Raw genomic sequence first — 24,606 nt, forward strand, 5'->3', positions numbered from 1 at the left:
GCAGGCGTGCGCTTTCTCGCTCGCAAGCAAAACAACGGCCAAAACGACGACGAAAACCGTCTGACGTCTCTGGCCCTCCGCTCTCTCCCCGGCACGGCCGGGGACAGGACCCTCGCGGACGATCCGCGCGGCTCCGCCTCCACCAGATGAGGAGAGACAGAAAGAGAGCTTAGAACATGGGTTTCAAGATTGCAGTCGCAGGCGCCACCGGCAATGTGGGCCGGGAGATGCTGAACATCCTCTCCGAACGGGGATTTCCTGCGGACGAGGTTGTGGCGCTCGCCTCCTCGCGCTCCATCGGAACTGAAGTGTCCTACGGTGACAAGACGCTGAAGGTCTCCAACCTCGAAACCTATGACTTCTCCGACACGGATATTTGCCTGATGTCGGCCGGCGGCGCGGTATCGCTCAAGTACTCGCCGAAGATCGGCCAGCAGGGCTGCGTCGTCATCGACAATTCGTCGGCCTGGCGCTACGACGCCGAAGTGCCGCTGATCGTGCCGGAAGTGAACGCCGACGCGGTTGCCGGATTCACCAAGAAGAACATCATCGCCAATCCGAATTGCTCGACGGCGCAGCTCGTCGTCGCCCTAAAGCCGCTGCACGACCACGCGAAGATCAAGCGCGTCGTCGTCTCCACCTACCAGTCGGTCTCCGGCGCCGGCAAGGACGGCATGGACGAGCTCTTCAACCAGACGCGCGCGGTCTTCGTCGCCGACCCGATCGAGAGCAAGAAGTTCACCAAGCGCATCGCCTTCAACGTCATTCCGCATATCGACGTCTTCATGGAGGACGGCTACACCAAGGAAGAGTGGAAGGTTCTCGCCGAGACCAAGAAGATGCTCGATCCGAAAATCAAGGTGACCTGCACCGCGGTGCGCGTGCCGGTGTTCATCGGCCATTCGGAATCGGTCAACATCGAATTCGAGAACGAGATCACCGCCGACGAGGCGCGCGAGATCCTGCGCGAGGCGCCGGGTTGCCTCGTCGTCGACAAGCATGAGAACGGCGGCTACGTAACGCCCTATGAATGCGCCGGCGAAGATGCGACCTATATTTCGCGCATCCGCGAGGACGCGACCGTCGAAAACGGTCTCAACATGTGGGTGGTCTCCGACAACCTGCGCAAGGGTGCGGCGCTGAATGCGGTTCAGATTGCCGAACTGCTTGTCAATCGCGGCCTAATCAAGCCGCGCAAGCAGGCGGCCTGAAGAGCCGGCGATCGCTTATTAACCCGAAACCCCGCTCGGCGACAGCGACCTTGCGGGGTTTCGCATTGACTTCGGGGCGGTGGATTCACGTGAAACATCGCCGGGGGACGAGAGCAAACGAGAGAGCCCGGGCGGGGCGGGCTTTCAAGTCAACCATTCGGGCTTTGACGGGGTATACCATGCACATGGCAAGGTGCGCAGTAACGGGGCTTGCAGCCCTCATCTCAACGGCATTTCTTCCCGCGGCCGCTTCTGCGGCGCAATGCGGCAACGGCGCCGGGGGCTTTTCCGCCTGGGTCGCCGAGTTCAAGCGCGAGGCGGCCGGCAACGGCATCAGGCCATCGGTGCTCGATCAGGCTCTCGCCAATGTTTCCTACAGCCGGGCGACGATCCGTGCCGACCGCGGCCAGAAAAGCTTCAAGCTGTCGCTCGACCAGTTCATGCAGAAGCGCGGCGGCCAGGCGATCATCTCGCGCGGCCGGAAAATGCGCGCCCAGAACGCCGCGCTTTTCGAAAGCATCCAGCAGCGCTACGGCGTGCCGGCCGGCCCGCTGATCGCCATCTGGGGCATGGAGACCGGCTTCGGCTCCTTCATGGGCAAGGAGCACACGCTCTCCGCCGTCTCGACGCTCGCCTATGATTGCCGCCGCTCCGCCTATTTCACCGACCAGCTCTATGCCGCGCTTCAGCTCGTCGAACGGGGCGATCTGAGCCCCACCGCCCGCGGCGCTGCCCATGGCGAAATCGGTCAGACGCAGTTCCTGCCGCTGAACGTCTTGAAATTCGGCGTGGATGGCGACGGCAACGGCCATATCGACATGGTGCGCTCGAAAGCCGACGCGCTGGCCTCGACCGCAAACTTCCTGCGCGGCCACGGCTGGCAGCCGGGTGGCGGCTACCAGCCGGGCCAGGTGAACTACGCGGCGATCCAGGGCTGGAACGCCGCAAGCGTCTACCAGCAGGCGATCGCCATCATCGGCGCCGAGATCGACGGCGACTGATCAGAAACAGCCACGCTTGAATTGCCCTCATCCGCCTGCCGGCACCTTCTCCCGCTTGCGGGGAGAAGGGACTTTGCTGCAACCTCTGCGCCCCTTTCCTGAAGGATCGCGGTGCTGTTCTGCGGATCGCTCAAGCAGATTTCTGAACAGGCATCGGCCGTTCCGCCAGTCCCTTCTCCCCGCCTGCGCCGCCTGCGGGAAGGGACTGGCGGCGGGCCGGATGATGGGCGAACCCATGTCTGTCACGTTCCCGGGCGGGTGAAATCGCCGGTCTTCGCGTCCATCACCCAGAGCTCGCCGGTCGAAATGTCGAACCAGGCGCCGTGAAGCTGCAGTTTTCCCTTCGCCTCGAGGACCTGCACGCAAGGAAAAGTCCGGAGATTGGCGATCGAATTGCGGATCGATACGCGCTCGAGCGCGCGCTGGCGTTCGGCCTGCGTCATCACCTCGTTGCTCTGGATCTGCTCCGCGGCGGGCTTCAAGAGATTCATCCAGCGGCCGATGAAATCGCCGGGCGAAAGCGGTTCTGCATCCGGATCGAGGGCCGCCTTGATGCCGCCGCAGCGGCCGTGACCCATGACGACGATATCGCTGACACGCAGCGACTGGACCGCGAATTCCAGGGCCGCCGAGGTTGAGTGATAGTGCCCGTCCGGCTCATAGGGCGGCATCAGATTGGCAACGTTGCGGATGACGAAGAGCTCGCCCGGGCCGCAGTCGAAGATCGTTTCGGGGGCCGCACGCGAATCGCAGCAGGCGATGAGCATCGTCCGCGGCTTCTGCCCCGTTTCTGCTAGTGTCTTGTAGCGTTGCTGCTGTTCGCTGAACCGGCCGCTCATGAAGTTGCGATAGCCGTTCAGAAGATGTTCCGGGAAACGCTGCATATCCATCGGTTACCTCGCTGCGATCGTCAGATCAATCCATTATGAGCAGTTTCTTTATTTCGGCCGCACCTGGCTCGGATGCAACAGCCGGCGCATCTGCACCATCGCCATCGGCGTCGCCAGGCTCGAAGCATCCTGCTCGAGCGTCAATTCGTCGGCGCCGCGCTTGCGGCTGCGCGCGATGATCTCGAACACGCTGGCGGTGGCCATCTGCAGCGCCCGCTCCTCGGAAAGCCCCTGAAGAAGTCGGGCCAGGAAAACGGCCGAAAGCAGGTCTCCGGTGCCGTTCGGCGGGTCGTCGATCAGCCGATGCTCAGCAAGCAGCGCATGGCGGCCGGAGAGATAGAGATTGCCGGTGCCGCCGCTCATCATGGGGATCGCCGAAGTCACCAGCACCTGCGGCGGCCCAAGACCAAGTGCTGCGTCGAGAAGCGTCGCATTGGTCTCGAGTGCTGCGCCCGCAAGCCAGGCAAGCTCGAATCGGTTCGGCGTCGCGAGCGTCGCCAGCGGCAGCAGCCGATCGCGGATGGCGGCGGCAATCTCGACCGGCACGTAAAGGCCGTTCACATCGCCGATCACCGGGTCGCAGGCGTAGAAAAGGTCTGGATTGCGGCCCCTGAGCACCGTCACCAGCCGGGCGACGCCCTCGGCTTGAGCAGGCGAACCCAGGTAGCCGGAGAGGACGGCGCGCACCTCGCCCGCCCAGCGGGCGCTGGCGAGATCGTCGATGACGGACCGAAAATCCGCGTCCGGCATCACCACCCGCGTCGAACGGCCATGACCGGGATGCCAGGGAAGAATGATGGTTGGCAGCGCCCACACACGATGCCCGAGCGTCTCCAGCGCGAACACGGCGGCGCGATTGCCGACGGTGCCGCGAACCACGTGGCTGGAGATGACGATGACGGCGCCTGGCGCGGCGTGCATTTCGGACATCGGGGCAAGACCATCCTTCGATTCGAAGCGTGATCGCCCGACTGTCGCCGCCTTGTCAACAGGCAGTCGCTCGGGACGATTTTGAAGCCTTGCGGGGTTTTGTTCGTTTTCATCGTTTTTCTGGAAATTTTTGCGAAATCACCCCGGATTTAAATGGATTTAGGTCGATTCGGCGTGAATTTCTTCAAAAACCGGCTCGATTTCGCCCAAATTCGTTTAAAAAACCATCGCCATTGACCATGGTTCTGATAGGGTCAACTATCATTTTTGGGGGAGCGAGTTCATGGGCGTGAAGCATAATCCGAAACGGGACCGTCACATCGATGCGGCCCGTGCGGCAGTGACCAAGATCGGTGCCGAAACTCTGCCGCCGGAAATCCTCTTCAGCGGCGCGAGCAACGACGACCTTGATCTCTATTCGCCGGACATGCTGGCGCTGACCGCCGCCCATGCGCGCAAGGAACTGGCCCGCTGGGACGGCGGCAGACCGCAGGTGTCGGTCGAGACGGTGCCGGGCGTGGCGCCGGGTGGAACGGAAGTCTCGATCATCGCCGTCACCGAACGCAACATGCCTTTCCTCTACGACTCCGTCATGGGCGAGGTGACGAGCACCCATCGCGACATCCACCTGGCGATCCACCCCATTCTGGTTAGGGAGCCGGGCCAGCCCGCCAAATTGTTCGACCCGGACGAGGGAAGCGACCCCGCCCACCGCGTCAGCCACATCCAGATCCATCTGAGCAAACTGACGCCGCTCGAGGAGCGGTCGCTGAGCAAGCGCATCAGCGACGTGCTGGAGCAGGTTCATCAGGCGGTACACGACTGGCCGGCGATGACCGCTCTCCTCGATCAGGCCATGCGGGAACTGGAAGATTACAGCGCCTCCCGCAAGAAGAGCGACCGCGACGAGGCCCTCGCCTTCCTTCGCTGGCTAAGGGACAATAATTTCACCTTCCTCGGAATGCGCGAATACACCTATTCCGGAAAGGGCGAGAAAGCGAGCGTGGAGCGCGGCAAGGGGCGCGGCCTCGGCATCCTCTCCAATCCCGAGGTCCGCGTTCTCAGGCAGGGCAAGGATGCGGTTCTAACGACGCCGGAGATCCTGGCCTTCCTTGAAGGTCCCGACTTCCTGATCGTTACCAAGGCCAATGTGAAGTCGGTCGTCCACCGCCGGGCCTATATGGATTATATAGGCGTCAAGCGCTTCGACGCCGAAGGCAACGTCGTTGGCGAGCTGCGCATCGTCGGCCTCTTCACCTCGACCGCCTATACGAGGCAGGCGGCGGAAATTCCGCTGTTGCGGCACAAGATCGAGAAGATCATCGATCACTTCGGCTACGATCCGCAGAGTCACTCCGGCAAGATGCTGGCCAATACGCTCGAAGCCTATCCGCGCGACGATCTCTTCCAGATCGACATCGGCCTGCTCGCCGCCTTCTCGGAGCAGATCAACGAGCTTGGCGACCGGCCGCGGGTGCGCGTGCTGCCGCGCATCGACCACTTCGACCGCTTCGTCTCGGTCATCGTCTTCGTGCCGCGCGAGCAATATGATTCGGCTGTCCGCGAAAAGATCGGCGACTACCTGAAGACCGCCTATGACGGCCGCGTCTCCGCCTATTACCCCGCCTTCCCGGAAGGAGGCCTGGCGCGCGTCCATTTCATCATCGGGCGCTCGGGCGGCAGGACGCCGCGCGTCCCGCAGGCGAAGCTCGAGGAAGCCGTCCGCGCCATCGTCACCCGCTGGACCGACCGCTTCAACCTGTTCGCCCGCAAGGACGGTGTCGAGCTCGTGGTCGGCGAAGCCTATCAGGCCGCCTTTACGCCGGCCGAGGCCTATGCGGATCTCACCGGGATAGCCGCCTGCAAGGCGGACGATCCGATCCGCATCTCCTTCTATCACCGGGACCGGGAGAGCCCCGACGCGCTGGAACTAAAGATCTTCCACGCCGAGACGCCGGTCTCGCTGTCCCGCCGCGTGCCGCTCCTCGAAAATCTCGGCTTCCGCGTCATCAGCGAGCAGACCCACGATATCGGCGTGCGCGCCCCCGGGCAGGAGCCGCGCGAGGTCGTGCTGCACGACATGGAGCTCATTCACCGCGACGGCCACTCGGTCAATCTCGCCAAGACCGGCGCCGCCCTGGAGGAAGCCTTCCTTGCGGCCTGGAACGGCACGATCGAGGATGACAACTTCAACCGGCTGGTGCTGCTCGCCGGGCTCACCGCCCGTGAAGTGACGGTGCTGCGCGCCTATTCGCGCTATTTGCGCCAGGCGGGAATTACCTATTCGCAAGGCTACATCGCCGATACGCTGAACAAATATCCGGCGATCGCCGCCGATATCTTCCGGCTGTTCTCGACGCGGCTAGATCCGAAGGTGGACGCCAAGGCCCGCTCGAAGAAAGAGAGCGTGCTGCTTGCGACGATCGAGGAGGCGCTCGCTGCCGTGCCGAGCCTCGACGAGGACCGGATCTTGCGCCGCTACGTCAACGTCATCCAGTCGACGCTCCGGACCAATTATTTCCAGCAGGATGCCGAGGGCAGGCCGCGCGCCGTGCTCGCCTTCAAGCTTGATCCGAAACAGCTCGAAGGCCTGCCGGAACCGCGACCCTTCCGCGAAATCTTCGTCTACGGCACCGAAGTCGAAGGCGTGCACCTGCGCTTCGGCAAGGTGGCGCGCGGCGGGCTGCGCTGGTCCGACCGGGCTCAGGACTATCGGACCGAGGTGCTCGGCCTCGTCAAGGCGCAGCAGGTCAAGAACGCCGTCATCGTTCCGGTCGGCGCCAAGGGCGGCTTCTATCCGAAGCAGCTCCCCATTGGCGGCAGCCGCGACGAGGTCTTCAAGGCCGGAACCGAAGCCTACAAGACCTATATTCGCACGCTGCTCTCGGTGACCGACAACATCGTCGGCCAAGAGGTCGTGCCGCCGAAGGACACGCTTCGGCTAGACGGCGACGACCCCTATTTCGTCGTCGCGGCCGACAAGGGTACCGCGACCTTCTCGGACACGGCGAACGGGCTGGCGCAGGAGGCCGGCTTCTGGCTCGACGACGCCTTCGCTTCCGGCGGCTCGGCGGGTTACGACCACAAGAAGATGGGCATCACGGCGCGCGGCGCCTGGGAAGCCGTCAAGCGGCATTTCCGCGAGATGGACATCGACATCCAGACGAAGCCCTTCACGGTCGCCGGCGTCGGCGACATGTCGGGAGACGTCTTCGGCAACGGCATGTTGCTTTCGGAGAAGATCCGGCTGATCGCCGCCTTCGACCACCGCGACATCTTCATCGATCCGAATCCGGATACCGATCTCTCCTTTGCCGAGCGCAAGCGCATGTTCGCGCTGCCGCGTTCGAGCTGGCAGGACTATGACCGCAAGACGCTTTCGCCGGGAGCAATGATCATCTCGCGCGCCGAGAAGCTGGTGACTCTGACGCCGGAGGCAATGGCGGCGATTGGCATAGACAAGCAGAAGGCGACGCCGTTCGAGATCATGAACGCCATCCTGAAGAGCCAGGTCGACCTGTTGTGGTTCGGCGGCATCGGCACCTATGTGCGCGGCAGCAACGAAACGGACGCCGAGGTCGGCGACCGCGCCAACGATCCGATCCGCGTCACGGCGGAAGAGGTGCGCGCGCGGGTCATCGGCGAAGGCGCCAATCTCGGCGTTACCCAGAGGGGACGCATCGGCTTCTCGCTTGCCGGCGGGCGCTGCAATTCCGATGCGATCGACAATTCGGCCGGCGTCAATTCCTCCGACGTTGAGGTCAATATCAAGATCGCACTCGCCTCGGCGATGCGCGACGGCCGGCTGACCCGGCCGAAGCGCAACACGCTGCTCGCCGCGATGACCCAAGAGGTCGGGCATCTCGTGCTGCGCAACAACTATCAGCAGTCGTTGGCGATCTCGCTCACCGAATTGCAGGGCCTCGGCAACCGCACGCCGCTGGCGCGGCTGATGGCGCGGCTCGAGACCGACGGGCACCTCAACCGCAAGGTGGAAACCCTGCCGACGGAACTGGCGATGGCCGAACGCTACCAGGCGGGCAAGCCGCTGACCCGCCCGGAAATCGGCGTGCTGCTCTCCTATGCGAAGCTGGTGCTGTTCGAAGAGCTGATCCAGAGCGAGCTGCCGGACGACCCCTATTTCACCGCGACCCTCGAACGCTACTTCCCGGCGAAGATGCGCAAGCCCTATGCCGGGGACATCCACGGTCACCGGCTGCGCCGCGAGATCATAGCGACGGTGCTCGCCAACGAGACGATCAATCGCGGCGGCCCCGCTTTCGTCTCGACGCTCACGGATGCGACCGGCTTCCTTTCCGCCGATGTCGTCAAGGCCGCAGTGCTGGCGCTCGACGGCTTCGACCTGCCGCGGATCTATAGCGAGATCGATGCGCTCGACAACAGGGTCAGCGGCCAGGTGCAGAACCGGCTCTACCAGGAAGTCGGCCGCATCTTCGCGCTGGTCGCCGAGCGGGCTTTGCGCACCCGAGCGTCCGAAGGCCCCGTTGCCGACGCCGTTCAGCGGCTGCGCGAGGGGCTGCAGAAGCTGCGCGGCACGATGCGTGAGGCGATTTCGAGCGGAAGCGCCGAGGAGGCGCGCCTGAAGGCGGCGGGCTTCATCGAAAGCGGCGTGCCGGCCAAGCTCGCCGAAGAGATCACCGAACTGTCGCTGATGACCCTGGTCCCCGAGATCATGCAGATCGCCACGGTTACCGGCGAGCCGCTCAACCGCACGGCTCAGGGCTACTTCGCCGTGACCGAGACGTTCCGGGTCAACCGGCTGCTGGCGGCGGCCGACCGGGTGCCGGCCACCGAACAGTTCGAGGCGATGGCGCTGACACGGGCCGTTGCCGACATCGCCACCGCACGGCGCGACATCACCGTCGCCGCCCTCGTTGAACAGAAGAAGGAACGCAATCCGGTTCTCGCCTGGCAGGAACAGGATCGTGAGCGCGTGTCGCGCGCCGGCGACCAGTTGAAGCTGCTGACCGAAAAGGGCGAGACGACGCTGGCCAAGATCACGGTCGCCGCAGGTCTCCTCAGCGATCTTGCACGCGGCAGGGCGAAATGACACAGTCCGTCGGGGCCGCCGGCCAGGAGGATTGATTCCGTTCCCGGTTCGAGCGTGTTTTCAACGCTTTGACCCTGCGCTCCGCTGAAGGGCGCAGGGGGTCGGTTCCGGGAGGGGAGATTGGACATCGCAGCCGCACAGGCGCAGCAACAGCCGAAAACCACGCGCCTCGGCATTGCCGGCTGGATGCTGTTCGACTGGGCCGCCCAACCTTTCTTCACCGTCATCACCACCTTCATCTTTGCGCCCTATTTCGTTTCCCGGCTAACGACGGATCACACCGCCGGCCAGGCGATCTGGGGCTATACGCTGACGGTCTCCGGTATCGTCATAGCCGTGCTGTCGCCGGTCCTCGGTGCCATCGCCGATGCGACCGGACCCCGCAAGCCGTGGATCGGCTTTTTTGCCGCCATCAAGATCGCCTCGCTCGCCATGCTCTGGTTCGCGGTGCCTGGTTCGCCGCTGATCTACCCGGCGCTCTTCCTGGCGCTCGCAACGGTCGCCGCCGAGTTTTCGATCGTCTTCAACGATTCGATGATGCCCCTCCTGGTCAGCGAGAAGCACGTCGGTAGAATCTCCAACATCGCCTGGGGAATGGGCTATCTCGGGGGCATGATCGTGCTGATCGGCGTCGTTGCGCTGCTCGCCGGGAATCCGGCTACCGGCAAGACGGCGCTCGGGCTCGATCCGCTTTTCGGGCTCGACCCGGCCAAGGGCGAGGACGCCCGCATCACCGGCCCGATCTCGGCGCTCTGGTACCTCGTCTTCATCCTGCCGATGTTCCTCTTCACCCCGGATGCGGGCAAGGCGACGACGTCTCTGAAGGAGGCGACGGCTCGCGGCCTCACGGAACTCAAGGGCACGCTCGGGGAACTGAAAGAGAGGGCAGGGATCCTGCGCTTCCTGATCGCCCGCATGATTTTCCAGGATGGCGTCAACGGTCTGCTGGCGCTCGGCGGCACCTTCGCCGCCGGCATGTTCGGCTGGCAGACGATGGAACTCGGCCTCTACGGCATCATCCTCAACGTCGTCGCGATCGGCGGCTGCCTCTATGCGAGCCGGCTGGACACGCGGCTCGGCTCGAAGACCATCGTCGTCGCCAGCCTCGTTTGCCTGACCATTGCGACGCTCGGCATCGTCTCGACGGGTCCCAGTTTCACACTGTTCGGGCTGGTCCCGCTGCCGACGGCGGACTCGAGCGGCTTATTCGGCACCGCCGCCGAGAAGGCCTATATCCTCTACGGCCTGCTGGTTGGCATCGCCTTCGGTCCGGTCCAGGCCTCGTCGCGATCCTATCTCGCCCGCAGCGTCTCACCCGACGAGGCCGGGCGCTATTTCGGGCTCTACGCGCTGTCCGGCCGCGCCACCTCGTTCCTGGCGCCTGCCTCGGTTGCGACGATCACCGTAGCGACCGGTTCGGCGCGAATCGGCATGATGGCGCTGGTCGCCTTCCTCGCCGTCGGCCTCATGCTGCTGTTGCGCACGCCCTATCCGGCCCGCCGGCCGGGATAAACGGGCGCACGGGCGAGATTCGCGTTGCGCTCGGGAAGAGGTATGCGCTGACCTTTCGGGCTGCGACGAGGTGAGGCGCGAGCGGCTTTATGCCGCCCGCATCCCACTCCATCGTCATCCTCGGGCTTGACCCGAGGATCCATTCATGGGCCGCCAAAGTTCAGTGAGCGCTGCATTTCGGCGCCGCGCTGCTGGTGCTTCATGGCCTGCGCCTAGATCCTCGGGTCAAGCCCGAGGATGACGAACGAGAAGAGACTCAGCACCCACAGGTGTGCGCCACTGACATGACGGAACGCGCCTAACCGCTCAATGCCGGAAGTGCCGCATCCCGGTAAACACCATCGCGACATTGTGCTCATTGGCGGCGGCAATGACCTCGTCGTCGCGCATCGAGCCACCCGGCTGGATGACGGCGGTGGCGCCGGCGGCGATCGCCGACAGCAGACCGTCGGCGAAAGGCAGAAAGGCCTCCGAAGCGACCGCCGAACCGCACGTCAGCGGCGCCGCAAGGCCGAGCGCCTTGGCCGCTTCCTCGGCCTTGATGGCGGCGATTCGAGCCGAATCGACGCGGCTCATCTGGCCGGCGCCGATCCCGGCCGTCTGGCCGTCCTTCGCATAGACGACGGCGTTCGACTTGACGTGCTTCGCCACCTTGAAGGCGAACTTCATGTCGTCGAGCTCCTGCGCTAACGGCGCGCGCTTGGTGACGACCTTGAGTTCGAGGTCCTCGACCATGCCGTTGTCGCGCGTCTGAACGAGCAACCCGCCGGCGACCGTCTTGGCGGTCAGCCCGGGCGTGCGCGGATCCGGCAAGCCGCCTGCCGCCAGCAGCCTGAGGTTCGGCTTGCGGGCGATGATCGCCTTGGCCTCGTCGCTGACCGACGGCGCGATGATCACCTCGGTGAAAAGCTTGACGATCTCTTCGGCCGTTTCGGCGTCGAGCTGCTGGTTGAGCGCGATGATGCCGCCAAAGGCCGAGGTCGAATCACAGGCGAGCGCCCGGCGATAGGCTTCGGCGAGCGACGGCGCGGTGGCGACGCCACAGGGATTGGCATGCTTGATGATCGCGCAGGCCGGCGCCTTTTCCGGCAGGAACTCCGCCACCAGCTCGAAGGCGGCGTCCGTGTCGTTGATGTTGTTGTAGGAAAGCTGCTTGCCCTGCAGCAGCGTCGCGGTCGCGACCCCCGGCCGCTTCTCGCCAGTGACGTAGAAGCCCGCCTTCTGATGCGGGTTCTCGCCGTAGCGCATCTCTTCCTTGAGCACGCCGCCGATGACCCGATGGCGCGGCATGGCGAAATCGAGCGCCTCGGCGAACCAGTTTGAGATCGCCGCGTCATAGGCAGCCGTCCTGGCATAGGCCTTGGCGGCCATTTTCTGCCGGAAGGCGTAGCGCGTCGTGCCGTCGGCGATTTCCTCGAGCAGCGCCGAATAGTCGGACGGGTCGGTGACGATCGTCACATAGGCATGGTTCTTGGCCGATGCGCGGATCATCGCCGGTCCGCCGATGTCGATATTCTCAACCGTGGTCGGATAGTCGCCGCCCTCGGCGCGGACTTCCTCGAACGGATAGAGATTGATGACGACGAGATCGATCGCGGTTATCCCATGCGCGTCCATCGCCGCCTTGTGGTCCGCGTCGTCGCGGATGGCGAGCAGGCCGCCGTGGACGCCGGGATGAAGCGTCTTGACGCGGCCATCCATGACTTCCGGAAAGCCGGTCAATTCGGAAACGTCGCTGACCGGAAGGCCGGCCCCCGCCAGCGCCTTGTGCGTGCCGCCGGTCGAGACCAGCCTTACGCCCTTTTCATTGAGGGCGCGGGCGAGGTCGACGATACCCGCCTTGTCGGAGACGGAGAGGAGGGCGGTTTGGATCCGGACCTCGTCCGGAGCCGGGATTTTCTTGGAGGCGACAGCCATCAACCATGCTCCTTTGGCAACGCCGGACGCTTGGAAAGAGGGGTGCCGGCGATTGGAATGGCTGCCCGTTAGCACAGCTTGCCGACGGAAGGAACCTTCGCAGCCGCGGAGGTCGAAAATAGGCTTGGTCCTACCCCTCGCGGGTCAGCGTCCACTGGATTTCCGGCTGCGCCGCAACCGCGAAGGTCACGGTGATCTGCGACGAGGCGCGCACGCCGGACGGATCGGCGAAGAAGACGTCCTCCTCGATCGCCAGGTCTCCATCCCGGCAGGCAAAGAGCCAGGCCTCGCCGTCCGGCGCGCTCAGATAGATCTCGCTCTTGCTGCTTTGCCGCAGCCCGATCGCCGGATGGATGTGAAAACGGGCGACAGCCATCGCGCTGTCGGACGCCTCCGGATCGCTGCCGTTTTCCCGCGAAAGCCGGTCGCGCCCGCGGATCAGCCGGCCGCCGTTCAGAATGCCGACGTCGCGCTCGTGGATGAGGCCGAAGGCGGCGAGATAGCCGTCATGGCTCGCCTTGACGGATTCGATTCGGCCCGGCTCGTCGTTTCGCTCCGTCTCGACCTGCGATACGCCGCTCACCATGATTGCGCCGAGAAAGCGCGATTGCGAAAAGCGCGAGGAGGAGGTGTCGTTCACCGTCACCGTCGAGTGGGCGGCGGTGGCGCGGGCCATCTGCCGGAATCGTTCGCCGGCGAACTTCGGCGCGCCGGAATTGACGATGAGGCGGTTTCGCCCCGACGACATCTCGAAGGAGAGGCAGCCGGCATGGGCGCTGCGCGACAGATCGACCGACAGGGGTCGGCCCGTGTCTACGATGACCACCGTCTCGCCGAGCGAGAGCCGCTCGAAACTGATGTGCGGCAGCGACCGGAACGGCTCGCCCGCGGTCTCGTCGTAGCGCAGCACCGAAGCAAGCTCGTGTGCCGGCACCGAGGTTGCGCCGTTGAAGAGCGCCAGTTCGCCGCTCTGATGCCGGAAGAACCGAAGCGCCGGGTACATCCGGTCGATGCCGGAAATCAGCCGCGACGGCACGTCGTGACCGAGATTGACATAGGTCTGGCGCAACGGCAGCAGGTCGAGCAGCAGTTCGAGTCCGGCGCGGGGATTGCGGGAGAAGTGGCCGCCATCCGCGAGGATCTGCCGGTCGAGTTCGAGGTCCAGACCGCGCGCCGCCCGGCGCAGCACCGAAGGCGAGACCGGCATTGACACGGACGCCATTGCCAGCGCGATGCGAACCCTGAGCCGCGCCTCGCCCTCCGGTACCGTTCCGGCGACGTGGCGAAGATAGCGGACCTGATAGGTGAGGCTTTTCAGGAAGCGGCGATAGAAGCCATGCTCTGCGTTGCGCAGCACCACCGGCGAATGCGACAGCCAGGCGATGACCCGCTGCGCGATCACATCCGCTTCCCAGGAGATGCCGCCGATGTTGCGGCCATGCGTGCCCATCCAGTCGTCGACGATCTGACGGAGCCTCGCAAAGCCCGCTTCATCGCGGACGGCGCGCATGTGGCGCAGCCAGTCGAAGGCATGCAGCCGATTCGCAAATTCGTGCGACGGCAGATCGATCTCGAACGGCGATTCACCTTCGGTGTCGAGCACCCGGCCGGCGAGCGGATAGCGGCCCTGAAGGATTTCCTCCGCTACAAAGGGGTCGATGGCTCTGAGATCGGTCGGCGCGACGATAAGCCTGTCCGGGGTTGACCTGGAAAAACGCAGGGCCGCCAGCCGCCCAAGCGAAATCCGCCGCGCAAGGCGGCGCCAGCCTTCGCGCAGATACAGGTAAAGCAGCCTTCGTCTAGCGGAAAACAGCATCGGCGCCTGCAGGTTTGTTGATGGCCGCGACGGAACCTTCGAAGCGCTTGATGAGCACCTGTCGGGATTGCGCCAGAATCGCTTTCATGGGCCGGAATGGTGCCGGAAGGAAGATTAAATTTCTATCAATTTGCCGCCATTGATAGGCAGACGGTTCTGAAGCGTCAATCGTCGCTGCCCAGGGATCGGCGCAGCACAGCCGCGTAGAAGCCGTCGAGCCCGCCGGAAAAGGGGGGCTCGAGCGGCAGCATCGCCGGTGTCGTGCGGAACTCGCCGAGCGCGGTGATCGCCGCCTCGAGCCCCGGCCAATCGGACGGGGCGATCGGCACGCGCTCGCAAAGTCCGTCGCCTAGAACGCGTTCAACGACCTCTTCGCCTTCGCGCGGGTCCAGCGAGCAATTGGAAAAGACCACGATACCGCCGGGCTTAACGAGCCTCAACGCATGCCGCAGCAGCCGCTCCTGGAGGCGGGCGAGCTTTTCCACATCCTCCGGCCCTTTCGTCCAGAGCACATCCGGGTGACGCCGGGTGGTGCCGGTAGAGGAGCAAGGGGCATCGAGAAGGGCGGCATCGAAGAGCTCCTCCGGGCGGAAATTCGCCATGTCGATCTCTTTCGTCCGGGCTTCGAGGCCGAGCCGTTCGAGATTGGCCTTCAGCCGCCGCAACCGGCTGGACGACTGGTCGAGCGCCGTCACCTGCGCCCCGGCAAGAACGAGTTGGGCCGTCTTGCCGCCTGGTGCCGCGCAGAGATCGACCACCGTCTTGCCGGAAAGATCGTCGAAGAGGCGCGCCGGGATCGAGGCGGCGGCATCCTGCACCCACCACGTGCCTTCCGCAAAGCCCTGCAAGGACGGGATCGCCCCGGAAAACTCACCGAGCCGAACGGAGCCGGTCGGCAGCACCATGCCGCCAAGGCGCCCGGCCCACCCGGCGACGTCGGACTTTACCGTCAGGTCGATCGCCGCTGGAACGAGCTGCGCTTCCGAGATGCCTTCCGCCTGGGCTTGGCCGTAATGAGCGACCAGGCGCTCATAGAACCAGGCCGGAATGGCCGGCACGGCATTCACCGTCTCGAGGATCGCCTCCTTCTCGCGCGAAAGCCGCCGGAGCACCGCGTTGACGAGGCTGGCGAAGCGGCGATTCCGCGGATCGGCCTGCGCCTGCTCGACGGCAAGGTCGACGGCGGAATGATCCGGGATGTCGAGATAAAGGATCTGCGCTGCTGCGACCGTCAGCACGTGTTCGAGCGCGCGGGCGCCATCCGGCAGGGGGGTCTGGATCAGCGAGTCGATCGCAGCGCGGACCCGCGGCAGGTGCCGGAGCGCCGAATTGAGGATGGCGCGCACCAGCGCCCGGTCGGCATCGTTGAGCTCGCGATAGGCCGGATTGCCGTGCTCCTGGTCGAGCATGCCGTCGAGCGGCGTCTTGCGGTCGATCACCGCCGCCAGGATCTTGGCGGCCGCCTGGCGGCTTTTCAGCCCCGGCTTAAAAACGGCGCCGGCAGCATCGGGCCGCTGGCCGGGCTTCTGGAACGGCTTGATTCGGCGGGCTCGTTTCGGATGTGAATCGTTTTGTCTGTCTTCGGGCATCAGGACCAGGGGCCTTTCGGCGGTTCGGAACCACCGCGACCCCAGCCGGTTCTCGGGACAGAGCGCGATTTGCGCACCGCATTATCAGGGCGAGCCGGCGGCGTCGAGCCCGCCGACATCTCGCCTGCCATCCGCTCGAGCGCGGCGACGCGGTTTTCGGTGTTCGGATGCGTCGAGAAGAGGTTGTCCATGCGCTCGCCCGAAAGCGGATTAATGATGAACATGTGCGCCGTCGCCGGATTGCGCTCCGCGTCCTGGTTGTGAATGACATGGGCAGCGCCGGCGATCTTCCGGAGCGCCGAGGCGAGCCAGAGAGGATTGCCGCAGATCTCGGCGCCGCGCCGGTCGGCGGAGTATTCGCGCGTGCGGCTGATCGCCATCTGCACCAGCATGGCCGCTAGCGGAGCGACGATCATCGCGATCAGGACACCGATAAACCCGAGAGGATTGTTGTTCTCGCGGTTGCCCCCGAAGAAGAAGGCGAAATTGCCGAGCATCGAAATGGCACCGGCGAGCGTCGCCGTCAGGGTCATCGTCAAAGTGTCGCGGTATTGGATATGCGCGAGCTCATGCGCCATGACGCCGGCCACCTCCTCATAGGAGAGCGACTGCAGCAGGCCGGTGGAGGCGGCGACCGCGGCATTCTGCGGGTTGCGGCCGGTGGCGAAGGCGTTCGGCTGCGGGCTATCGATGACGTAGACGCGCGGCATCGGCAGACCGGCATTCTGCGCCAGGTCGCGCACGATGCCGTAATATTCCGGCGCACTGCGCTCGTCGACCTCCTGGGCCCGATACATCCTGAGCACCATGCGGTCGGAATTCCAGTAGGAGAAGAAGTTCATGCCCGCGGCCATGACCAGGGCGATCATCATGCCGCCCCTGCCGCCAATGACATAGCCGACAGCCATGAACAGGACGGTCATGAAGGCAAGCAGCATTGCGGTGCGCACGAGGTTCATGGATCAGACTCCAGGCACTCAGGTCGTTTTCGTTCAACCTCGGAGCAGGCTGCCCCGAACTGCTCAAACGTTTCACGTGAATCAGGGTTCCCGCTTCGACGGAAGCGACTTATATGATGGGGACGAGGCCCCCGTTCTTCAATATCCTAAGGCTGATCCGACTCGCACATGCAGAACGACAACGACAATTCACCCCATCGGCCCAAGCGGCCGCTGTCACCCGCGGCCCTCCGCGCGCTCCAGGAAGCGGACGAGCGACGCCGCACCGAGGAGAAAAAGGAAGCGCCGGCAGAAATCGGCGGCCGCGGCGGGCTGGATCCGTCCCGTTTCGGCGATTGGGAAATCAAGGGCCGGGCGATCGACTTCTAAGGCGATTATCGTTTCGACAGCGAATCGATGATGCTCTCCCGAGCACAACTCGCTCGACCCTGCGGCACATTACGCTGGGAATTCGGCTGGTGCAGTGGCGTAACGCCCCTCATCCCGCTGCCGCGACCTTCTCCCCGCAAGCGGGGAGAAGGAGGATGGGGCACGGCCTTAGTCCCCTCTCCTCGCGAGCGGGAAGAGGGCTAGGGTGAGGGGCAAAAGGCTCAATCAACCTTAAACTCACCTCACGCCCGGTTCTGCCGATTGGCGATCAGGTCGTCGACAACCGCCGGGTCGGCGAGCGTCGAGGTATCGCCGAGCGAGCCGAAATCGTCCTCGGCGATCTTGCGGAGAATCCGGCGCATGATCTTGCCCGAGCGCGTTTTCGGCAGGCCGGGCGCGAACTGGATCTTGTCCGGCGTGGCGATCGGCCCGATCTCCGAGCGGACATGCTTGACCAGTTCCTGGCGCAGTTCGTCGCTGCCGGCCTCGCCCGCCATCAGCGACACGTAGCAATAGATGCCCTGGCCCTTGATCGGGTGCGGATAGCCGACAACCGCGGCTTCCGAGACGAGGTGATGCGAGACGAGCGCCGATTCGACCTCGGCCGTGCCGAGGCGGTGGCCGGAGACGTTCAAGACGTCATCGACGCGGCCGGTGATCCAGTAATAGCCGTCCTCGTCGCGGCGGCAGCCGTCGCCGGTGAAGTATTTGCCCTTGTAGGTCGAGAAATAGGTCTGGATGAAGCGCTCGTGGTCGCCATAGACGGTGCGCATCTGCCCCGGCCAGCTGTCGATGATGCAGAGATTGCCGTCCGCCGGTCCGTCGATCACCTTGCCCTCATTGTCGACGATCTGCGGCTTGACGCCGAAGAAGGGCCGTGTCGCCGAGCCGGGCTTCAGATCGGTGGCGCCCGGCAGCGGCGTGATCAGGATGCCGCCTGTCTCCGTCTGCCACCAGGTGTCGACGATCGGCGAACGCTCCTCGCCGACGACATGGTAGTACCATTCCCAGGCTTCCGGATTGATCGGTTCGCCGACGGTTCCGAGCAGGCGCAACGACGAGCGCGACGAGCGTTTGACGAAATCGTCGCCGGCGCCCATCAGCGAGCGGATCGCCGTCGGTGCCGTATAGAAGATGTTGACCTTGTGCTTGTCGACGACTTCCCAGAAGCGGCCGGCATCCGGGAAGTTCGGCACGCCCTCGAACATCAGCGTCGTCGCGGCGTTGGCGAGCGGCCCGTAGACGATATAGGAATGGCCGGTTACCCAGCCGACATCGGCCGTGCACCAGTAGATATCGCCGTCGTGATAATCGAAGACATATTGGTGGGTCATCGAGGCATAGACGAGATAGCCGCCGGTCGTGTGCAGCACCCCCTTGGGCTTGCCGGTGGAGCCGGACGTATAGAGGATGAACAGCGGCTCTTCGGCGCTCATCTTCTCCGGCGGGCAATGTGGCTCGGCGGTTGCGGTCTCCTGGTGGTACCAGAGATCGCGGCCCGGCGCCCAGCCGACCTTGCCGCCAGTGCGGCGCACCACCAGCACCTTGTTGACCATGACATGCTGGCGGGCAGCGATGTCGATCGCCTTGTCGGTGTTTTCCTTGAGCGGCACCGGCTTGCCGCCGCGCAAGCCCTCGTCGCAGGTGATGACGAAGGTCGATTCGCAGTCGACGATGCGGCCGGCGAGCGCCTCCGGCGAGAAGCCGCCGAAAACGACCGAGTGGATGGCGCCGATGCGGGTGCAGGCGAGCATCGCAAAGGCCGCTTCCGGGATCATGGGCATGTAGATGGTGACGCGGTCGCCTTTTTGGACGCCATGCTTCTTCAGCACGTTGGCAAGACGGCAAACCCTGTCGTAAAGCTCGTTATAGGTGATCTTCTTGTCGAGGTATGGATTGTCGCCTTCCCAGATGATCGCCGTCTTGTCGCCATGCGTCTTCAGATGGCGGTCGATGCAATTGTAGGAGACGTTGGTGAGGCCGTCTTCGAACCACTTGATCGAAACGTCGCCCTCGAAGGACGTATTCTTGACCTTGGTATAGGGCTGGAACCAGTCGATCCGCTTGCCATGCTCGCCCCAGAACGTCTCCGGATCGGCAATGCTCTGCTCATACCATTTCAGATAGGTCGCGTTGTCGATGAGCGTGCGATTCTTGGCCGCTTCCAGGACCGGATGGGTCTTGACGTCCATGTTTTCCTCCCTGCGCATTGCTGCTGGATCACGATGCTTGGGGCCGGGTCTGCCCAGACCGCCAGCAGGATCGTTTTTCGAAGTCGGAGCGGGATTCCACCGCTCGCGGCGGCACTCCCACCGCCCGTTCGGACGATTCATAGCAGGTCAAAGCTTGGCCGCAATTAGACAAAAGCACATTCGGAAGTGAAGAATTGCAATTTCGAGACAACAACGATATAGAACGCTCAATTCCCGGAAATCAGTGGTAGACTCCACGGCCCGCGACACCGGCGCGGACGGACGAAAGGACTATATCCATGGCTCAGCAATTGCTTATGCCCAAGGCAACGGCCGTCTGGCTCGTTGACAACACCGCGCTGTCGTTCGACCAGATCGCGCAGTTCTGCAAGCTGCACCCGCTCGAAGTCAAAGCGATAGCCGACGGTGAATCGGCGCAGGGCATCAAGGGCCTCGATCCGATTGCCACCGGTCAGCTTTCGCGCGACGAGATCGCCCGCGGCGAGGGAAATCCGAACCATAAGCTCAAGCTCTCCGAGCCGAAGGTCCGCGTGCCGGATTCGAAGCGCAAGGGCCCGCGCTACACCCCGGTTTCGAAGCGGCAGGACCGTCCGAACGCCATTCTCTGGCTGGTCCGCAACCATCCGGAACTGAAGGACGCGCAGATTTCGCGCCTCGTCGGCACGACCAAGTCGACGATCGAACAGATTCGCGAGCGCACCCATTGGAACTCGGCCAACCTGACGCCGATGGATCCGGTCACCCTCGGCCTCTGCTCGCAGATCGATCTCGACCTGGAAGTCGAGCGCGCCGCCAAGGGCCGCCCGTTGCCGACGGCAGCCGAGTTGGGCGCCACGCTCGAGTCGGCACGGGAAACCGAGAAGATCGACTACAGCTTCGATCGCGAGGAAGAGAAGGAAATCGACGCCGACGCCGTCTTCGCCAAGCTGAAGTCTCTGAAGTCGGACCGTAAGGACGACGAAGACGACAACTACTGATCGCCTCGTCACCGGTGATGAAATGCAGAACCCGGGCCGCAGGTCCGGGTTTTTTGTTGGCTTTAATTGCAAGCGTAAGGGCGTAACTTGCCCACTTAATAGGCCGAGCCGGTCGAATCATCGAGGTTGTGGCGTTCGGTGCCCTTGAGCGGCGGATTGAAGATGCTGATGAGGATCAGGTCCTTGTCGCTACCGCCACGCAGATAGTGCCTGTCATGTTTGTCGAGCACATAGATGTCGCCCTGCCGGATGGGAAAGACATTGCCTTCCATGTCCTCCACCTCACCCTCTCCGGCGATGCAATAGCAGGCTTCGAGATGGTTGCGGTATTGGAGCAGCGACACGGTTTTCGCCCGCACCACCGTGTGGCAGACGGTAAATCCCATCCCGTCCCTTTCCGTCAGCAGGCGGTGGCTGGTACCGCTTCCCCACTCAACGAAGTGATCGGTGGTTTCGACATCTTGCAGGCTGCGCACGAACATGCTGTTCTCCAATGTGTTAAGAGCGTTTGACAAATCAGGGAGAACCGGCTCTCGTCGGTCACCTTGAAGTCCTTTATTCCCCGGAGTACCGGTTCGTACAAACGACGATTCCTCACCGGATAGTTGAGGAGAATCTACATATGCTGCCTCCCCTAGGCGCACTTCGCGTCTTCGAAGCCGCCGCCCGACTTGCGAGCTTCTCGCGGGCCGCCGACGAGTTGCATGTCGCCCATGCCGCCGTGAGCCATCAGATGCGGCAGTTGGAAGAGTGGTTCGGCCGCCCGCTGTTCCTGCGTGAAAAGCGCGGCGTCCGGCTCGCGACCGAAGCCGAACGGCTCGCGGAAGCCCTCTCGGCCAGCTTCGAACGGATTGCCGCCGAAGCGGAAGCCTTGAAGCTCAGAACGAAATCGGGAATCACCGTCGCCTGCATTCCCTCGATCGCGACGCGCTGGCTGATCCCGGCGCTCGGCGGTTTCCTGGCCGCCCATCCCGACATTACCGTCAAGGTAATCTATGCCACGGCTGCGCAACGCCTGCGCGAAACCGGCTGCGATGTGCTGATTACGCTGGGCGCCGATACGTCGGATAGCGTCACTTGCGAGCGGCTTTTTTCCCGCGTCAACCGGCCGGTCGCCAGTCCGCGCTATCTTGAACGGAGGGGTGGACTCGACAATGCACAGCAGATCGCAGCGGCGCATCTCCTGCACGACGAGACGACCGCCACGGCGTTGCCCTCTGTCCGGTCGAGGTATGCCGGCGCGAGATCGCCAATGGCGACCTGATCGTACTTTCCGAGACGTCCATCCTCGAAGAGGAGAGCTATTTCCTGATCTGCAGGACTGCGCGCCAGAAGGCCGCATCCATCTTCTGCGCCTGGTTCAAAGGCGTGGTCGAACTGCAGGCCGGCTGATGTCCCGCGTCAGACGCCGATTCCCTTGGCATGCAGCGCTTCGGTGATCTCTTCGAGCATCGCGGGGTCGTCGATCGTCGCCGGCATCTTCCAGGGCTGCCGGTCGGCGATCTTCTGGATCGTCGCGCGCAGGATCTTGCCCGACCGGGTCTTCGGCAGCCGCTTGACGCAGATCGCGGTTCGGAAGGCGGCGACCGGGCCGATGCGCTCGCGGACGAGGGCGATCACTTCCTTCTCGATCTCCGCCGTCTCACGGGAAACATTCGCGTTGATCACTAGGAAGCCGGCCGGAACCTGCCCCTTCATCGGATCGGCGATGCCGATCACCGCACATTCGGCAACATCCGGATGGCTGGCGCAGACCTCCTCCATGGCGCCTGTCGAAAGCCGGTGACCGGCGACATTGATGATGTCATCGGTACGGGCCATGATGAAGACATAGCCCTCCTCGTCGATGTAGCCGGCGTCGGCCGTCTTGTAGTAGCCGGGATATTCCTCGAGATAGGCGGACCGAAAGCGGTCGTCGGCCTTCCAGAGGGTCGGCAGGCATCCGGGCGGGAGCGGCAGCTTGACGACTACATTGCCGAGCGTGCCGGCCCTGACCGGACGGCCGGCATCGTCAAGGACCTGCACGTCATAGCCTGGGAGGGGAACAGCGGGCGATCCGTATTTCACCGGCAGCAGGCCGAGGCCGAGCGGATTGCCGGCAACCGGCCAGCCGGTCTCCGTCTGCCACCAGTGATCTATGACCGGAACGCCGAGCGCCCGCTCGGCCCAGCGGATCGTGTCCGGATCGGCTCGCTCTCCCGCAAGATAAAGCGCCCGGAAGCGCGACAGGTCATGACGGGCAGCGTGGGAGGCTTCCGGATCCTCCTTGCGGATCGCTCTGAGCGCCGTCGGGGCGGTGAACATGACGGCTACGCCGTGTTCGGCAATGATCCGCCAATAGGTGCCTGGATCGGGCGTCCCCACCGGCTTGCCTTCGAAAAACACCGAGGTGCTGCCATTGAGGAGCGGTCCGTAGACGATATAGGAGTGCCCGACCACCCAGCCGATGTCGGACGCCGCCCAGAACACCTCGCCGGGCAGGACGCCGAAGAAGTTTTCCATCGACCATTTGAGGGCGACCATGTGGCCGCCATTGTCGCGCACCACGCCCTTCGGCTGGCCGGTGGTTCCGGACGTGTAGAGGACATAGAGCGGATCGGTGGATGCGACCGCCGCACAGGGCGCTTCCTCGCCTGCCCGCTTCGCCGCTGCAAGGGCGGCGGCGAAATCGATATCGCGGCCGGGTACCATATCGGCGGCAAGCATCTCGCGCTGGAAGATCAGGCAATGGGCGGGCTTGTTGCTGGCGATCTCGATCGCCTGATCGAGCAGCGGCTTGTAGGAGACGGTGCGGCCGGGTTCCAGCCCGCAGCTTGCCGACACGACGAGCTTGGCCTGGCAATCGTCGATTCGCACGGCGAGTTCGTTGGCGGCGAAACCGCCGAAGACGACCGAGTGCACGGCGCCGATCCGCGCCGCCGCCAGCATGGCGATCGCGGCCTCCGGGATCATCGGCATATAGATGATGATCCGGTCGCCCTTGACGATGCCGAGCTTGCCATAGACAGCGGCCATCGCCTTGACGTCGGCGAGCAGCGCCGCATAGGAGATCTTCTCGATCCGCCCGGTGACGGGACTGTCATAGATGAAGGCCGTCTGTTCGGCACGACCGGCCTTCACGTGGCGGTCGAGACAGTTGTAGCAGGTGTTGGTTACGCCATCCGGAAACCAGTGACCGTACGTTCCGAGTTCGGCGTCGAAGATGCGGCGGGGCCTCTCGAACCAGTCGATTGCCCCTGCGGCCTCGGACCAGAACCCACTCGGATCGGCTTTCCATGCGGCATACACGTCGGAATAGCGGCTCGCCATTTCCGTTCTCCTCCACCGATTTCCGGACGGATTGGCCCGGCTCCTCGGTCCTGAAGGATAGGCCTGTGGAGCGAAAGATGAAGCCCGACGAAAGAGTAATGGAGCGGAACAGCGGGTTCCGAGCTTCACCTCAAGATTCAAGAAAATCAGCGCCTACCGAAAATCGCCGATCCGACCCGCACGCTGGTGGCGCCGAAGCTGATGGCCGTTTCGAAATCGCCGGACATGCCCATGGACAGGCGGGTAAGGCCGCATCTGGCGGCGAGCTTGGCAAGCAAGGCGAAATGCGGACCCGGATTTTCGTCGATGGGCGGGATGCACATCAGCCCTTCTACGTCGAGACCGAGCTCCGCGCGGCAGAGGTCGACGAAGGCAACTGTGTCCTCCGGCGCTATTCCAGCCTTCTGCGGTTCAAGCCCGGTATTGACCTGCACATAAAGCCGGGGTCTGCGGCCCTGTCGCTCCATCTCGGCGGCGACGGCGCGGGCGATCTTCTCGCGATCGATCGTCTCGATCACATCGAAAAGGGCGACGGCGTCGGCCGCCTTGTTGGATTGCAGCGGACCGATCAGGTGGAGCTCGATATCGGGCGTCTCGGCCTTCAACTCCGGCCACTTGCCCTGCGCTTCCTGGACGCGGTTCTCGCCGAACACACGCTGCCCTGCGGCAATCGCCGGCCGGATCGCGTCCGCCTCGAAGGTCTTCGAGACGGCGACGAGCATGACGACGCCTTCAGCCCGTTTCGCCGCCTTTTCGCTCATGCGAATCCGGCTCAAGACATCGTTCAGTCGTTCCTCTACGTCCATGCTTGTGCTCCTTGCCATTCGAGGCTTGCAAGCCGA

General features: G+C 64.0%; 16 protein-coding genes and 1 pseudogene. 7 read left to right on the top strand and 10 right to left on the bottom strand.

Annotation, left to right across the window (positions count from 1 at the left end):
- Positions 1-176 precede the first annotated feature (176 nt).
- Together SS05631_RS17515 and SS05631_RS17520 are read left to right on the top strand one after the other, a co-directional pair.
- Positions 177-1,211 carry an aspartate-semialdehyde dehydrogenase gene (locus SS05631_RS17515; RefSeq protein ID WP_037418364.1) on the top strand — a complete coding sequence of 345 codons (1,035 nt, stop codon included), beginning with the start codon at positions 177-179 and terminating at the stop codon, positions 1,209-1,211.
- Between the two features lie 179 nt (positions 1,212-1,390).
- On the top strand, positions 1,391-2,212 hold the full coding sequence (locus SS05631_RS17520) for a lytic transglycosylase domain-containing protein (RefSeq protein WP_037418366.1): 822 nt from the start codon (positions 1,391-1,393) through the stop codon (positions 2,210-2,212).
- A gap of 242 nt (positions 2,213-2,454) precedes the next feature.
- On the opposite strand, the gene SS05631_RS17525 is transcribed toward SS05631_RS17520, so the two are convergent.
- On the bottom strand, positions 2,455-3,096 hold the full coding sequence (locus SS05631_RS17525; protein WP_037418372.1) for a carbonic anhydrase: 642 nt from the start codon (positions 3,094-3,096) through the stop codon (positions 2,455-2,457).
- Positions 3,097-3,150: 54 nt separating this feature from the next.
- Positions 3,151-4,032 carry a pyridoxal kinase PdxY gene (gene pdxY / locus SS05631_RS17530; protein WP_095678025.1) on the bottom strand — a complete coding sequence of 294 codons (882 nt, stop codon included), beginning with the start codon at positions 4,030-4,032 and terminating at the stop codon, positions 3,151-3,153.
- 283 nt (positions 4,033-4,315) lie between these two features.
- Here pdxY and SS05631_RS17535 point away from each other — a divergent pair, with 283 nt between their 5' ends.
- Positions 4,316-9,103: an NAD-glutamate dehydrogenase gene (locus SS05631_RS17535; protein WP_037418380.1), complete on the top strand. Its 4,788-nt coding sequence runs from the start codon at positions 4,316-4,318 to the stop codon at positions 9,101-9,103.
- Between the two features lie 120 nt (positions 9,104-9,223).
- Positions 9,224-10,615 (top strand): MFS transporter, encoded by a 1,392-nt coding sequence (locus SS05631_RS17540; protein WP_037418382.1) that lies wholly within the window; start codon positions 9,224-9,226, stop codon positions 10,613-10,615.
- Between the two features lie 306 nt (positions 10,616-10,921).
- On the opposite strand, the gene purH is transcribed toward SS05631_RS17540, so the two are convergent.
- From purH to htpX, 4 genes are all read right to left on the bottom strand, one after another.
- Entirely contained in the window at positions 10,922-12,532 is a 1,611-nt protein-coding gene (gene purH / locus SS05631_RS17545; protein WP_037418384.1) for a bifunctional phosphoribosylaminoimidazolecarboxamide formyltransferase/IMP cyclohydrolase, read from the bottom strand.
- Positions 12,533-12,662: 130 nt separating this feature from the next.
- Positions 12,663-14,348, bottom strand: coding sequence for a heparinase II/III family protein (locus SS05631_RS17550; RefSeq protein ID WP_037418386.1), 1,686 nt, complete (start codon positions 14,346-14,348; stop codon positions 12,663-12,665).
- A 164-nt stretch (positions 14,349-14,512) separates the two neighbouring features.
- The gene (locus tag SS05631_RS17555; protein ID WP_037418388.1) at positions 14,513-15,937 is read right to left on the bottom strand and encodes an RsmB/NOP family class I SAM-dependent RNA methyltransferase; all 1,425 of its coding nucleotides are present in this window, start codon (positions 15,935-15,937) and stop codon (positions 14,513-14,515) included.
- Complete coding sequence (gene htpX / locus SS05631_RS17560) at positions 15,937-16,896, bottom strand: zinc metalloprotease HtpX (protein WP_037418391.1); 960 nt, start codon at positions 16,894-16,896, stop codon at positions 15,937-15,939. The genes SS05631_RS17555 and htpX overlap by 1 nt, the downstream gene beginning before the upstream one ends.
- Before the next feature lie 168 nt (positions 16,897-17,064).
- On the opposite strand from htpX, the gene SS05631_RS17565 reads away from it, so the two are divergent.
- The gene (locus SS05631_RS17565) at positions 17,065-17,265 is read left to right on the top strand and encodes a DUF1674 domain-containing protein (RefSeq protein WP_037418394.1); all 201 of its coding nucleotides are present in this window, start codon (positions 17,065-17,067) and stop codon (positions 17,263-17,265) included.
- Between the two features lie 242 nt (positions 17,266-17,507).
- On the opposite strand, the gene acs is transcribed toward SS05631_RS17565, so the two are convergent.
- A complete protein-coding gene (acs, locus tag SS05631_RS17570) occupies positions 17,508-19,457 on the bottom strand; it encodes an acetate--CoA ligase (RefSeq protein ID WP_037418396.1) in 1,950 nt (649 codons plus the stop codon).
- 299 nt (positions 19,458-19,756) lie between these two features.
- Between acs and SS05631_RS17575 the strand changes: the two genes are divergently transcribed.
- Positions 19,757-20,455, top strand: a complete 699-nt coding sequence (locus SS05631_RS17575; protein WP_037418397.1) for a DUF1013 domain-containing protein — start codon at positions 19,757-19,759, stop codon at positions 20,453-20,455.
- Between the two features lie 95 nt (positions 20,456-20,550).
- Here the strand turns inward: SS05631_RS17575 and SS05631_RS17580 are convergent, their stop codons facing one another.
- A complete protein-coding gene (locus SS05631_RS17580) occupies positions 20,551-20,937 on the bottom strand; it encodes an ectoine synthase (protein WP_037418399.1) in 387 nt (128 codons plus the stop codon).
- Between the two features lie 140 nt (positions 20,938-21,077).
- Between SS05631_RS17580 and SS05631_RS17585 the strand changes: the two are divergent.
- Positions 21,078-21,847, top strand: a pseudogene (locus tag SS05631_RS17585) (LysR family transcriptional regulator).
- Positions 21,848-21,856: 9 nt separating this feature from the next.
- Here SS05631_RS17585 and SS05631_RS17590 read toward each other — a convergent pair.
- Positions 21,857-23,764, bottom strand: a complete 1,908-nt coding sequence (locus SS05631_RS17590; RefSeq protein ID WP_037418401.1) for an AMP-binding protein — start codon at positions 23,762-23,764, stop codon at positions 21,857-21,859.
- A 146-nt stretch (positions 23,765-23,910) separates the two neighbouring features.
- Positions 23,911-24,570: a YggS family pyridoxal phosphate-dependent enzyme gene (locus tag SS05631_RS17595; protein WP_037418404.1), complete on the bottom strand. Its 660-nt coding sequence runs from the start codon at positions 24,568-24,570 to the stop codon at positions 23,911-23,913.
- Positions 24,571-24,606 lie beyond the last annotated feature (36 nt).

This window comes from Sinorhizobium sp. CCBAU 05631, from assembly GCF_002288505.1.
Classification (GTDB): Bacteria; Pseudomonadota; Alphaproteobacteria; order Rhizobiales; family Rhizobiaceae; genus Sinorhizobium; species Sinorhizobium fredii_C.

Excerpts from the sequence above, each read along its gene's own strand:
- SS05631_RS17515 (WP_037418364.1), top strand. The coding sequence starts at position 177 with ATGGGTTTCAAGATTGCAGTCGCAGGCGCCACCGGCAATGTGGGCCGG.
- SS05631_RS17520 (WP_037418366.1), top strand. The coding sequence starts at position 1,391 with ATGCACATGGCAAGGTGCGCAGTAACGGGGCTTGCAGCCCTCATCTCA.
- SS05631_RS17525 (WP_037418372.1), bottom strand. The coding sequence starts at position 3,096 with ATGCAGCGTTTCCCGGAACATCTTCTGAACGGCTATCGCAACTTCATG.
- pdxY (WP_095678025.1), bottom strand. The coding sequence starts at position 4,032 with ATGTCCGAAATGCACGCCGCGCCAGGCGCCGTCATCGTCATCTCCAGC.
- SS05631_RS17535 (WP_037418380.1), top strand. The coding sequence starts at position 4,316 with ATGGGCGTGAAGCATAATCCGAAACGGGACCGTCACATCGATGCGGCC.
- purH (WP_037418384.1), bottom strand. The coding sequence starts at position 12,532 with ATGGCTGTCGCCTCCAAGAAAATCCCGGCTCCGGACGAGGTCCGGATC.
- SS05631_RS17550 (WP_037418386.1), bottom strand. The coding sequence starts at position 14,348 with ATGCTGTTTTCCGCTAGACGAAGGCTGCTTTACCTGTATCTGCGCGAA.
- SS05631_RS17555 (WP_037418388.1), bottom strand. The coding sequence starts at position 15,937 with ATGCCCGAAGACAGACAAAACGATTCACATCCGAAACGAGCCCGCCGA.
- htpX (WP_037418391.1), bottom strand. The coding sequence starts at position 16,896 with ATGAACCTCGTGCGCACCGCAATGCTGCTTGCCTTCATGACCGTCCTG.
- SS05631_RS17565 (WP_037418394.1), top strand. The coding sequence starts at position 17,065 with ATGCAGAACGACAACGACAATTCACCCCATCGGCCCAAGCGGCCGCTG.
- acs (WP_037418396.1), bottom strand. The coding sequence starts at position 19,457 with ATGGACGTCAAGACCCATCCGGTCCTGGAAGCGGCCAAGAATCGCACG.
- SS05631_RS17575 (WP_037418397.1), top strand. The coding sequence starts at position 19,757 with ATGGCTCAGCAATTGCTTATGCCCAAGGCAACGGCCGTCTGGCTCGTT.
- SS05631_RS17580 (WP_037418399.1), bottom strand. The coding sequence starts at position 20,937 with ATGTTCGTGCGCAGCCTGCAAGATGTCGAAACCACCGATCACTTCGTT.
- SS05631_RS17590 (WP_037418401.1), bottom strand. The coding sequence starts at position 23,764 with ATGGCGAGCCGCTATTCCGACGTGTATGCCGCATGGAAAGCCGATCCG.
- SS05631_RS17595 (WP_037418404.1), bottom strand. The coding sequence starts at position 24,570 with ATGGACGTAGAGGAACGACTGAACGATGTCTTGAGCCGGATTCGCATG.